Annotated in this window: 9 protein-coding genes; all 9 read right to left on the bottom strand. The window is 71.0% G+C overall.

What is annotated here, in order from left to right; translation table 11 throughout:
* Nucleotides 1-105: 105 nt before the first annotated feature.
* Nucleotides 106-480 carry a response regulator gene (locus WME95_RS47030; RefSeq protein ID WP_012241215.1) on the bottom strand — a complete coding sequence of 125 codons (375 nt, stop codon included), beginning with the start codon at nucleotides 478-480 and terminating at the stop codon, nucleotides 106-108.
* A 282-nt stretch (nucleotides 481-762) separates the two neighbouring features.
* A complete protein-coding gene (locus WME95_RS47025; RefSeq protein WP_437905711.1) occupies nucleotides 763-1,521 on the bottom strand; it encodes an ABC transporter ATP-binding protein in 759 nt (252 codons plus the stop codon).
* A complete protein-coding gene (locus WME95_RS47020; RefSeq protein WP_437547482.1) occupies nucleotides 1,518-2,318 on the bottom strand; it encodes an ABC transporter ATP-binding protein in 801 nt (266 codons plus the stop codon). Before WME95_RS47020 ends, WME95_RS47025 begins: the two co-directional genes overlap by 4 nt.
* Nucleotides 2,315-3,565 (bottom strand): branched-chain amino acid ABC transporter permease, encoded by a 1,251-nt coding sequence (locus WME95_RS47015; protein ID WP_437905710.1) that lies wholly within the window; start codon nucleotides 3,563-3,565, stop codon nucleotides 2,315-2,317. The genes WME95_RS47020 and WME95_RS47015 overlap by 4 nt, the downstream gene beginning before the upstream one ends.
* Before the next feature lie 56 nt (nucleotides 3,566-3,621).
* Nucleotides 3,622-4,350, bottom strand: a complete 729-nt coding sequence (locus WME95_RS47010) for a ClpXP protease specificity-enhancing factor SspB (RefSeq protein ID WP_437905709.1) — start codon at nucleotides 4,348-4,350, stop codon at nucleotides 3,622-3,624.
* Nucleotides 4,351-4,561: 211 nt separating this feature from the next.
* A complete protein-coding gene (locus WME95_RS47005; RefSeq protein ID WP_437905708.1) occupies nucleotides 4,562-5,935 on the bottom strand; it encodes a phenylacetate--CoA ligase family protein in 1,374 nt (457 codons plus the stop codon).
* 302 nt (nucleotides 5,936-6,237) lie between these two features.
* Nucleotides 6,238-7,161 carry a DMT family transporter gene (locus tag WME95_RS47000; protein WP_437905707.1) on the bottom strand — a complete coding sequence of 308 codons (924 nt, stop codon included), beginning with the start codon at nucleotides 7,159-7,161 and terminating at the stop codon, nucleotides 6,238-6,240.
* A gap of 55 nt (nucleotides 7,162-7,216) precedes the next feature.
* The gene (locus tag WME95_RS46995) at nucleotides 7,217-8,926 is read right to left on the bottom strand and encodes an IgGFc-binding protein (RefSeq protein ID WP_437905706.1); all 1,710 of its coding nucleotides are present in this window, start codon (nucleotides 8,924-8,926) and stop codon (nucleotides 7,217-7,219) included.
* A 503-nt stretch (nucleotides 8,927-9,429) separates the two neighbouring features.
* Nucleotides 9,430-12,474 carry an excinuclease ABC subunit UvrA gene (uvrA, locus tag WME95_RS46990; protein ID WP_437905705.1) on the bottom strand — a complete coding sequence of 1,015 codons (3,045 nt, stop codon included), beginning with the start codon at nucleotides 12,472-12,474 and terminating at the stop codon, nucleotides 9,430-9,432.
* Nucleotides 12,475-12,609: the final 135 nt, after the last annotated feature.

The raw sequence follows: 12,609 nt of genomic DNA, 5'->3' as shown, positions 1-12,609 counted from the left end.
AGAGGCGCCTGCCCCGGGGGGGACCCGGCCCGCGGTGAGCGCGGGCCTGGTCCCACCTGGGGCAGGCCCGCGGCGAGCGCGGGCCTCGGCCGAGGCCAGCCGCGGTCAGCCCATGGCCGAGGCGTCGGCCACCGCAGACTCGATGTACGCGAGGCCGCGCGACGGGCACGCGGGCACCGTGGGCGCGAACGCCTCCATGTCCAGGATGAGCTCGGGGCCGACCGCGGGCGTGAGCACCACGACGGGCACGCGCGGCGACATGCGGCGGAGCTCCTCCATCTCGCTGTGGAGCTCCGCCTCCTCCCGGGGCACGAGCACCATCACATGAGGACGCCAGCGGGCAAGCACGTCACGCGCATGGCCGAGCCCGCAGCACGTCTCCACCGTGTAGTCCCGGGATGAGAGGAAGTGGACGAGCGGCTGGGAGTTGCTGGCGTCGTCGTCGATCACCAGGACGCGGGTCGTGCTCTCAATCTCCATGGGTATCCCCCGTCAGCAGCCGGCTCTGGCCGCCGCTGTGAAAACCAGGTCTTCATGGCCTGGCTCACAGTGACCATACTCCATATTCGGCAAAGAGCGATATCAATCGCACCTCAGCGCATCACGCGATGCGTTGATACGCGCTTGAAACACCAGCGCTCTCTGCCTGTTTCTTTTCTGATCCGCTGTGTTCCGCCGTGTTCCGCCGTGTTCCGCGAGGGCCCGTCTGCGACCCGCTCGGGGAATCGCGCAGCGCCGGCGCGCACCGGCGCGGGAGCGGGATCAGCCGCCGAGGTAGGCCGCGCGGATCTCTTCGTTCGCCGCGAGGTCCTTCGACTCGCCGCTCATGGCGATCTGCCCAGTACGGAGCACGTAGGCGCGCGTCGAGTACTTGAGCGCCAGTCGGGTATTCTGCTCGACGAGGAGTACGGTTGTTCCCGACGCCGCGATCGTGGCGATCGACTCGAATATGTCCGCGACGAGCCGCGGCGCGATGCCGAGCGAGGGCTCGTCGAGGAGCAGCATGGCGGGGCGCGCCATCATGGCGCGGCCGATCGCGAGCATCTGCTGCTCGCCGCCGGAGAGCGTGCCGCCGTGCTGGTGCATGCGCTCGCCCAGCCGGGGGAAGAGCTTCACCACGTCGTCGACGGTCTCCGCCATGGTGGGGCCGTGCTTGTGGCACCACGCGCCGAGCTCGAGGTTCTCGCGGACGCTGAGGTTCGAGAAGATCGCGCGCCCCTCCGGGACGAGCGAGATGCCGGCCGCGACGAGCTCCTCCGTCGAGACGGACGCGAGGTCCTTGCCGTCGTAGCGGATGCGGCCGGAGGCGATCGGGAGGAGGCGGACGATCGTCTTCAGCGTGGTCGTCTTGCCGGCGCCGTTCGCGCCGATCATCGCCACGATCTCGCCGCGCCGCACCTCGAGGCTGACGCCCTTGAGCGCCTTGATTCCGCCGTAGCTGACGGCGAGATCGTCGACGACGAGCAGGGGGTCGCCGGGGGCCACCGAGGGGGGTTGCCGCGTCGGATGCGATGTCTTCATGCGGGCTCCTCCGCCGCCGCGCCGGCCGCCTCGTCGTCGATCTCCTCGCCCAGGTACGCGGCGAGGACCTTCGGGTCCCTGCGCACGACCTCCGGGGTGCCGTGCGAGATGGTCTCGCCGTGATCGAGGACGTGGATCTCCTCGCACACCCCCATCACGACCTGCATGTTGTGCTCGACCAGCACGACCGTGATGTCGAAGGTGTCGCGCAGCCAGCGGATCTGCTGCTTGAGCCCCTCGGCCTCGCCGTAGTTCATGCCCGCCGCCGGCTCGTCGAGCAGGAGCAGCCTCGGCTTGAGCATCATCGCCCGGGCGATCTCGAGGCGGCGCTGGTTGCCGTACGAGAGCGACGTCGAGATCTCGTCGGCCATGTCCTCCAGCTTGAACACCGAGAGCAGCGAGAGGGCGCGCTCGGTCATCTCCTGCTCGTCCTTGTAGAAGAACGGCGAGCGGAGCAGGGCGGCGGCGAGCGTGGATCTCCGCAGGTTCTCGCAGGCGACGAGCACGTTCTCGAGCACCGTGAGCTGGCCGAAGAGGCGGATGTTCTGGAACGTGCGGGCGATGCCGAGGCGCGCGATCTGGCTCGGCCGGAGCGGCGCGAGGTCGGTCCCGCCGAAGCGGATCGCGCCCTCGTCGTGCTTGTAGACGCCGGTGATCAGGTTGAACACCGTCGTCTTGCCCGCGCCGTTCGGGCCGATGAGCCCGAAGATCGAGCGCTCGGGCACGGAGAAGGAGACGTCGCCGACCGCCCGCAGGCCGCCGAACCGCTTGGTCACGTGCTTCAGATCGAGGTTCACTCGAGCTCCCTCCCGGCCGGCTTGCCCTCGCGGCCGACGGTGATGCCGGGCGGCGGCTCATCGGGCGGCGCGCCCGGGCCGGGCGGCGCGCCCTCGTGCCCGGCGCCCGCCTCCACGCCGGTCGTGGCGGGGACGGGCTCGGCCGGGCCCACCGGGAAGCGCTTCCTGCGCGACCAGCGCCGGCCGAAGAGCTCGCGCTCGCCGAACAGCCCCTCGGGGCGGAGGACCATCAACCCGATGAGGATGGCCGCGTAGATCACCATCCTGAGGGCGTTCAGATCGAGCGCGGGGTAGGCCGCCTTCAGCGCGAGGACGCTGTCGAGGCCCTGCAGCTGCTCGATGAGCTTCACCGTGAAGGTCACGAACACGCCGCCGAGGATCGCCCCGGAGACGCTGCCCGAGCCGCCGAGGATCACCATCGTGATGGCGTCGAACGAGTAGTTGAACGTGAACTGGTCCGGCTGGACGGTGGGGTTGCCGTCGCGCATCGACGAGAGGAGGGCGCCGGCGATGCCGCCGCCGGCGGCGGAGATGACGAACGACGTGACCTTGTAGCGCGTCGGATCGACGCCCACCGCGGCGGAGGCGATCTCGTCCTCGCGGAGGGCGCGCAGCGCGCGGCCCCAGCCGGAGAACTTCAGCCGCCAGGCGAGGATCGTCGCGAGCACGACGGCGCCGAAGATCCAGAACGGGCCGGCGTACTGCGGCACGCCGGTGTCGTCGGGGCCGGCGTAGCCGATCGGGCCGCCGAGCGCCCCGAGGAGCTTGCCGATCGCCCCCTGGTCGGGGCCGCCGGTCGTCGCCGTCGCGATCGTCAGGCGGAAGATCTCGGCGAACCCGAGGGTCACGATGGCGAGGTAGTCGCCGCGCAGCCGGAGGCTCGGCAGGCCGACCACGAGGCCGAAGAGCGCCGCGACGAGCCCGGACGCGAGCAGCGCCGCGGGCATCACGACGAACGAGTTGCCGAAGAGCGGGTCGCCGCCGCCGAGGTGCTGGTGCAGGTTGCCGGCCACGACCGCCCCGGTGTACGCGCCGATCCCGACGAAGCCTGCGTGGCCGATCGAGAACTGGCCGGCCATGCCGTTGATGACGTTGAGCGAGAGCGCCGCGATGACGTTGACCATCGCGAACAGGGCGAGCTGACGCCAGGCAGCGTCCGGCAAGAGGGTCTCGAAGCCGAACTCGAGGGCGACGACGACGCCGAGGAGCAGGAGCGCAGTCAGGACGCGCTGCAACGGTCGAGGCATGGCCGGCCAGAGTTGGAATGGCCGCGCGGCACCGTCAAGCAGTAGCGTCAGTGGCGTTACTTGATGACCCGCAAATAGGGGGGCAGTTCCCGCTTCGGCTTGCCCGCCCCTTGGCGAGGCTTGGGCTCGGGCTCACCGGAGCCACCCGATTCGTCGTCTTCGCGCCCCTCGGTGGATCGCACCGGCGCGAGGGCCGGCGCTGGCACCGGCGCGAGCGCCCTCACGGGCGCGCCGGCGTCCCGCGCCGGGGCCTCGCCCGCGCCGAGGCGCTCGCCGGCCTCCACGGGCTCGAGCTGCGGGCGCGCCCTGTCGCGCGCCCGCGCCTCGTCCGCCGCCTCGTCGCTCCGCTCGTCGTCGCCGCTGGGGGGCGCGACGGCGGCGAGCCGGGGGCGCGGCCGCTTGGCGGGCTTCTGCGGCGGGGCGACGGCGGGGCGCTGCTGCTTCTGCGCGGCGAGATCGGCCGGGATGTCCTCGGGCCACACCATGCCGCGCTGGTCCTCGCTCACGAGCGCCCAGATCGCGTGCCAAGGCAAGCGGCACCAGAACGGCGCGCGGTTGAACGACAGGGTGCAGCTGATCCCGTCGTCGTCCACCTTGAGGTCGGGGATGGCGATCGCCATGTTCATGCCGACCTGGAGGATCAGCTGCGGCTGCCCCGTGAACCACTTGGGGACGGAGACACCGGGCCGGCGCGGATCGAGGTGGATGAACACGCTCGGCTCTCGCTCGAGGAGGGCCAGCGCGACGTCCTTTTTCGGCGGGAGCGGTCTCTGCACGTCGGACATCGTACTGCTCTGCCCAATACCCCGGACCGCGCGGCTCCGCCAGCGCTTCGGGGAGGCCACGCGCCGAGCAGCGTGCCGGGTGAGCAGGCCGCCGCGCCCCAGGCACCAGGCGCTCCAGCAGATCTGTAGAAAACGCGCTGTGACCGTGAGCGCAGCGCGCGGCGCGGCCGGCGCCGGCGCCGCGCGAGCCTCCCGGCAGCCCCGGCGACGCTCACGCTGCGCGTCCCCGGCCCAGCTGGACGGGGACCTCGGAGAGGGTGACCCGGTGCTTGCCGCCGCTCGTGAGGGGGATGTCGTCGACGATCTGGACGCAGACCTCCGCGCGCTCGCCCAGGTGCTGCCGGACGAGGCGCTCGATGAGCCGCGCGGTCTCGGGCTGGAAGCCCTTGCCCGGCACGAGCTTGACCGTGAGCGCGCGCCGCCGGTCCTGGTGGACCTGGTAGCGGGCGATCGTCGGCTGGTCCTTGATGAGGTGCGGGAAGAACTCCCCGGCGAGCAGCTCGCCGTCGGGGCCGACGAGCAGGTCGAGGACGCGGCCCTCGACGGAGGCGAGCATCGGCAGCCCGCGGCCGCACGCGCACGGCGCGCCGGCGGCGATCGCGACGTCCTGGTTCTTGTAGCGGATGAGCGGCATCGAGCGGCAGACGAGGTCGGTCACGACGACCTCGCCGGGCTCGCCGGGGAGGGCGTGGCGCCCGTCGTGGAGCAGCTCGACGAACACGTTCTCCATGTTGATGTGCTTGCCGGCGTGCCGCCCGCACTCGGCGGCGATCAGCATGAGCTCCCGGCAGCCGTACCGATCGAACACCGGCGCGCCGAACGCGCGCTCGATGGCCTCGCGCTGGTGCGCGAACAGCCGCTCGGCGCTGGTGACGATGCCGCGCGGCGCGGGGAGCGCGCGGCCGTCCGAGAGCGCGTAGCGCGCCGCGTGGTACAGCGCGCTCGCGTACCCGACGATGAGCTGCGGCCGGTACCGCGCGATCTCGTCGAGCAACGCGGCGAGGCGCCGGTCGGACAGGTCGAAGGCGGAGATCATCTTCTTGCGGAGGATGGCCTCGTGAAGGGAGCGCTTGGCCTTCTTCGCGAGCGTCTCGCTGACCAGCACGGTGCTCCACAGGTGGAGCTCCCGGTCGCCGAGCCGGGCGCCCGCCCACCCGTCGGACCGCATGGCGGCCGCGATGCGGCGCTCGTAGGTGCGGTGATCGAAGCGGAACTGCACCGGCTCCCCCGTCGACCCGCCCGTGCCGCTCGCATAGAGCCGGCCGACGAAGCCCTCGGCGAGGAGGTCCTGCCCGTGGGCGCGGAGGTCGGCCCTCGTGAGGACGGGGAACCGCAGGAGGTCCTCCGGCGCCTTCACCGAGGCGGCGCGCACGCCGTGCTCGGCGAAGCGCGCCCGGTAGAACGGGACGTGCTGCTCGGCGAACTGGAGCGCGGCGAGCATCCGCCGGAAGCTGAGATCGCGAATCTCATTCTCCGATCGCCACTGGGAGCGCTCTATCCGCTCCAGGTCTTTCAGGGTCTCCCTGCCCATCAAACGGGTCTCGTAGAACGGGAACAGGATGTTTCGAAACAGCCCACCGTACATGGGCGAAGCGTTCTTTCGAATCATCGACCGTCAAGCGCGCGCGGGCGGCTCTCCCGCCAAATCCCTGTGTTCGTGGCGCGGAGTCCGACCGGAGCGGCGCGCGCGGGCAAACTCCTGAGGCATCCCCTTGGATTCGTCGGAGATTCACAGGGAGGCGAGGAGACGGGGAGGAGATCTTCAAATACGCCCTGTCTCCTCGCCTCCCTGTTCAAACTCTGTCCCAGCAGAGCTGGTGAGCGCTCGGCGCGATCGCTGCACGGACATACGCTGTCACGGCTGCACGCCGCGCCGGAGGGGGCCCGTCAGCCTGCGCTCGTGGCCGCGGACGAGCTCGACCCGAGGATCGCGACGGTGGCGCCGAGGAGGATGATCGCGGCGCCCGCGATCTCGAGCGCGGTCGGGGTGGCGTGGAGCCACAGGGCGCCGATGACGATCCCGCCGAGCGTCTCGCCGGGGGACACGAGCGCGACGATGGACGGGGACATGCTGCGCGCCGCGATCTGGACCGCGGTGTGGCCGACGACGGTGGGGACGAGCGCGAGCGCGACGATGGCGACGGCGGCGTGGGCCGGCGGCGGGGCGACGCCCTCGAGCGCGCCGGGCGCGAACGGGAGCGCCACGGCGAGGAAGACGGCGGCGCTGCTGTAGACGAGGGCGGCGTAGCTGCGCGCCGGCAGCGCGTCCCGGAGCCCGCGCGCGAAGGACACGTAGAGGCCGTAGAGGAGGGTGGCGCCGACGACCAGGAGGTCGCCCGAGAGCCGGTGATCGCCGGCGCCGGCCGAGCGCCCGACGACGAGCGCGCCGACGGTGGCGAGGAGCACCCCCGCCTGCTCGGAGCGCGTGGGGCGGACGCCGAAGAACGCCCACGCGCAGAGCACGACGGCGAGCGGCTCGAGCGAGACGAGCGAGAGCGCCGCGGCGAGGGACGTGCGGTCGAGCCCCCAGAGGAAGAGCGCGAAGTGGACGGCGAGCAGGAGGCCGGCGCAGAGGACGGCGGCGCCCTGGCGCGGCGAGAGGCGGGCAGCCGAGCGGGCGATCGCGCGCAGGTCGAGCAGGGAGAGCGCGAGCGCCGCGAGGGCGACCCGGCCAAAGGCGATGGCGAGCGGGTGGACCGGGCGCGCGTAGCGGGCGAGCGGGCCGCTCGCGGCGAACGCGAGGCTGGCCAGGACGACGAAGAGCGCGGCGCGGCGGGCGCGACGTGCCGAGGAGCGCGGCTCGTCCGTCATGCGAGGGTGCTAGTTCAGGAGACCGGGAAAGACAACCAGCGCGGCGCGCGCGGGGTCAGCGGGGCGGGGGCGGCGGGGGCGCGATGACGACGAGATTGAGCCCGCCTGGGTACTGGTAGCTCGTGTAGGCGCCGTAGCCGAGCACCTGGATGCCGACGGGCGCCGAGGCGGTCAGCACGTGCGCGCCGCCGTTGCCGGGGCCGAGCCGGACACGCGCGACACCGAAGCCGGAGCCGCTGCCGATCGGGGTCGGGGCGACGCCAACGGCGGCGTCGTCGAGCGTGATCGTGGCGTCGAGCGGCTGGATGATGTCGACGTAGCTCTCATCGTAGTCGCTCGGCGCGAGGAAGACGTACTTGGAGCGGTACTGCTCGACCGCGGTGGGGTGGCTCTGCGACGGATCGCCCTTCTGGCGAGGCTCGGTGTCCGCGTCGACGATCTCGGCGCCCAGCATGAACGTGCTGACCGCGAACTCGTGATCTCCCACGACCTCGAAATCCCGCCTCACCACGTCGAGGTCGACGACCTGGCCAGCGTCGATGGTGGTCGGCGCGCCGTCCGGCTTGCCGGACGGGTACGTCAGCGCCGTGCCATCGACGTTGCCGTAGAGGCGCACGATGTGGCCGATGACGCGGCCGCCCGGCGACGTCGGGACCGTCACGAAGTACCGCTTGCCCAGCGTCTCGGCGGGGAACACGGACTCTTCGATATGGTCGCAGGCCTGGTGGCCGACCGGCGCCTGCACGCACGGGATGCCCGTCAGCACCTGGACAGGGCGGGTCGCGGTGACGAGGCTGCCGCTGAGGTCGCTCCTCGGGTGCCCGAGGACCTCGACGACATCCCCCTCGTCGAGCTGGACGGTGAAGCTGCCGCCGCCGCTCGTCCGGGGGATGCCGTCGCCCGCGACCACCGAGCCTCCCTGGGCGACGTTCACGGTGACGCTGGTGCCGTCCTGGATCGCGCTGATGACGATGTAGCCGCCGAAGTCCGCCTGCGCCCAGCCGCGCTGGCCCGTGACGCGGTAGTTGCCCGTCATCGCGGTGCTCGGCAGGAGCAGCGACGCGTCGTTGGTGAAGGAGAAGCAGCCGAAGGGCTCCCCGTCGTTGGCCGCGCACGCCTCGTTGCCAGGGCAGGACGACCAGTCCTTCCCGGACGGGCCGCCCTCTCCCTTGTACTCGAGCGCGTTGAATTGATAGACCGTGACCGGCCTTGTCGAGACGAGGTGGTAAGCGCCGCCGTCGACGCGGACGGAGCTCGTGATCGAGTCTCCTCCGGTGCAATGGGTGGCGTCGGGCCCCTTCAGCTCGCGCACCCAGGGGAGGTAGATCTTGCTCAGGCTGTTGGGCTTGACCTCGGCGCGCGCCACCGGGGCGCCGGCGCGCGTCACCTCGACCTCGGCGATCTCGTCGCCGGCGTTCGCGACGACGACCGCGTAGTCGAAGATCGACCAGACGATGTTCGCGGTGACCGTGGGCCAGAAGTCACAGCCGATATAGGACTTGCTCGCGGCGGCCTCCGCGCACGTCTTCGGGTCACCGACCAGCTCGGGGCCGACGTCGCCGCCCCCGGTGCCGGCGCCGATGTCGTCGCCGAAACCGCCGGAGCTCATCGACCCGACGGCGTCACCGCCCGAGCCGGCGCCGCTGGAGGTGGTCCCAGGCCGAGGGTCGCCCGCCGACGAGCCGCTGGCGGAGCACGCCGCCGCGGAGGCGGCGCCCACCCAGAGTCCTACGCCGAGAAATAGAGCATGCTTCGAGATCTGCATGGGCCCTCCCGTCAACGGATCTCGAGCGCAGGGGCCTGTACGACAGCCCCGCTGGCGCGAGATATCATGGTGCTTTTTTGCTGAAGGTGCTGGTCGGGTGCTCGCGCACTCCTGGACACGTTGGTGTCCATCGATCCCGGCTACGCGCTTTTGCAGCGCGGTGCAAGCCGATCGAATACATACGTCATGGGCGATACCAATGAATATCGCGCTTCTCTGAAATGGATGGTCAGCGAGCGACGCAAATCACAAACGTGTCTGTCTCAGGCGCGTCGGGAAGAGCCGTCGCAGACGTTCTCTTTCCCACTCTGCCCCAGATGATCCATCTCCGCGCGGCCAGCGCCCGCACAGGAGAAGAGGGAATCGGCGTCAACCGAGCTCGTTCCGTTGCACCCAGCGCACGAAGCCCGCCCCATGGGTCACCAACGTGAACGTGGTCGTCAACGTGGTCGTGATCGTTCACGACCACGTTCGGATGTGGGAGAACGCGGCGCCAGGCTTGATTAACGCCTAGGGGGGAGAAGGGGCTTAAGGAACTGCCCTGTGTACGACCCCTTCACCTTCGCGACGTGCTCCGGCGTCCCCTCGGCGATGACCCGTCCGCCGCCTGCGCCGCCCTCGGGCCCGAGATCGATCACCCAGTCCGCGCACTTGATGACATCGAGGCTGTGCTCGATCACCACCACCGTGTTCCCCGCGTCGACAAGCCGGTGGAGCACTCCGAGCAGCTTGCGGATGTCCTCGAAATGCAGGCCCGTCGTGGGCTCGTCGAGGACGTAGAGCGTTCTCCCCGTCTGGCTCTTTCCGAGCTCCCGGCTCAGCTTCACGCGCTGCGCCTCGCCGCCGCTCATCGTCGGCGCGCTCTGGCCGATCTTCATGTACCCGAGTCCGACCTCGACCAGCGTCTCGAGGACGCGGCGCAGCGCGACGTGGTGCTCGAAGAGACGCAGGCAATCCTCGATGCTGGTGTCGAGGATGTCCGCGATGCTCTTGCCCTTGAACCGCACCGCGAGCGTCTGCGCGCTGTACCGCTTGCCGGCGCACACCTCGCACGGGACATAGACGTCGGCGAGGAAGTGCATCTCCACCTTCACCATGCCGTCGCCGCTGCACGCCTCGCAGCGCCCGCCCTTCACGTTGAAGCTGAACCGCCCCGGGCCGTAGCCGCGCGCGCGCGACTCCGGCAGCTCGGCGAAGATCTCGCGGATCTGGTCGAACGCCTTCGTGTACGTCCCCGGGTTCGAGCGCGGCGTGCGGCCGATCGGCTTCTGGTCGATCGCGATGACCTTGTCGAGCGCCTCGAGCCCCTGGATCGCGCGGTGCGCGCCGACCGGCTCGGTGCTGCGGTGGAGCGCCCGGCCCAGCGCCGGCAAGAGGATGCCGTTCACCAGCGAGCTCTTGCCGGCGCCGCTCACCCCGGTCACCGCGAGCAGCACCCCGAGCGGGAAGCGGACGTCGATGCTCCTCAGGTTGTGCTCGGCCGCGCCCAGGATCTCCAGCCACCCGCGCGGCGCGCGCCGCGCCTCGGGCACCTCGATGCGCGCGCGCCCCGCCAGGTACGCGCCGGTCACGCTCTCGGGGTCACGCGCGATCTCCTCGGGCGTCCCCGCGGCCATCACCCGGCCGCCGAGGTGCCCGGCCCCGGGGCCGAAATCCACGACGTAGTCGGCGGCCCGGATCGTCTCCTCGTCGTGCTCCACCACGAGCACCGTGTTGCCCAGATCCCTGAGGCGCCGCAGCGTCTCGATGAGGCGCTGGTTGTCCCGCTGGTGCAGGCCGATGCTCGGCTCGTCGAGCACGTACATCACCCCGGAGAGCTCGCTGCCGAGCTGGCTCGCCAGCCGGATGCGCTGCGCCTCGCCGCCGCTCAGCGTCGGCCCCGACCGGTCGAGCGTCAGGTAGTCGAGCCCCACGTTCAGGAGAAAGCTGAGCCGGCTCGTGATCTCGCGGCGCACCCCCTCCGTGATCTTCTGCCGGTTGCCCGGCAGTTCGAGCCGGGCGAAATGCTCGTAGGCGTCCCTCACCGTCATCGCGGTGACGTCGGCGATCCCCTTGGCCGCGACGCGCACGGCGAGCGACTCGGGGCGCATCCGCCGGGACCCGCAGGCGTCGCACGGGCGCTCGCTCATGAACTTGCGGTAAGCGTCCCGCGCCGACTCGGACGACGACTGCTGGAACCGGCGCATCAGGCTGGGGATCACGCCCTCGAACTTCATGCCCCAGGTGCCGTGCGTCTCGGTCCCTTCCTTCCCCCACGTCACCGCGATGCGCTTGCCGGAGAGGCCATGGAGCACCATCTCCTGCTTCTTCGCCCCGAGCTTGCGCCAGGGCACGTCGAGGTCGACGGAGCACGCCTTGGCCACGGCGTCGATGATGCGGAACGTCCAGCCCTCCCCGCGCGCCATGGCCGACGCCCAGGGGGCGATGGCGCCCTCCCGGATCGACAGCGCAGGATCCGGGATCACGAGGGCCGGATCGATCTCGAGGCGGGTGCCGAGGCCGTTGCATGCGCCGCACATGCCGAGCGGGCTGTTGAACGAGAAGCTCTGCGGCGAGAGCTCGGGGAAGCTCTGGCCGCAGCAGGAGCGCGCGGCGCTGAACAGCAGCGGGGCGTCGGGGCGACGCCGCTTCCCGGACGCCCCCTCGTCGGCCTGGAGCTCGACCCGGAGCTCGCCGCGCCCCTCCTGGAGCGCGAGCTCGACCCCCTCCGTGATGCGCTGGCGCTCGTCCGCCCGCACGACCAGCCGGTCCACCACGAGCGCGATGGTGTGCTTGAGCTTCTTGTCGAGCTTCGGCAGCTCGTCGAGCCGGTGCTGCGCCCCGTCGATCTCGACCCGCACGAAGCCGCGGCCCCGGAGCTCCTCGAACAGGTCCTTGAACTCCCCCTTCCGGTGCGTCACGAGCGGCGCGAACAGCACGAACCTCGTCCCCTCCGGCATCCCGAGCAGCTCGTCGACGATCTGCTCCGAGCTCTGCGCCTTCACCGGCTTGCCGCAGAGGTGGCAATGCTGCTCGCCGGCGCGCGCATAGAGCACGCGCAGGTAATCGTAGACCTCCGTGATCGTGCCGACCGTGGAGCGCGGGTTGCTCGACGCGCTCTTCTGCTCGATGGCAATGGTCGGCGACAGGCCGCGCAGGTGCTCGACCTGCGGGCGCTCGAGCTGACCCAGGAACTGACGCGCGTAAGAGCTCAGCGTCTCGACGTAACGCCGCTGCCCCTCCGCGTAGAGCGTGTCGAACGCCAGGCTCGACTTGCCCGAGCCGCTCACCCCCGTGAACACCACGAGCTTCCGCTTCGGCACCTCCAGCCGATCGATGCGGAGGTTGTGCTCCCGCGATCCGAGCACCTCGATGAAATCCGGCTCGCGCGCCGCGTCGAGGAGCTTGAGCGCCGGCCGGTGGTGCTCCGCAGGATCGAGCTCCGTCGCCGCCGGGCCGGCGCGCCGCGCGCCCGGTGAGCCGCCCTTCCCCGGCTTGCTCAGCGCCGCGCTCCGGGACGGGGATTCGATGGATTGCGGGTGTGTGGATCCGTTCGTTCGCGCGCCCATTGGATTCGCCACCGCCATTAACACGGTGGCGCGCTCTCTGGCACCTCCCGGCACGCGATGTTCCATGGAAAAACTGGCGGGCTGAGCGCAATGCTCTCGCCCTCACGCCGCCGGAGCGGCAGGGCGGGCGCGCGG

Source organism: Sorangium sp. So ce327 (assembly GCF_051530205.1).
GTDB lineage: Bacteria > Myxococcota_A > Polyangia > Polyangiales > Polyangiaceae > Sorangium > Sorangium cellulosum_B.
This window is presented reverse-complemented; position numbering and strand designations above follow the sequence as displayed.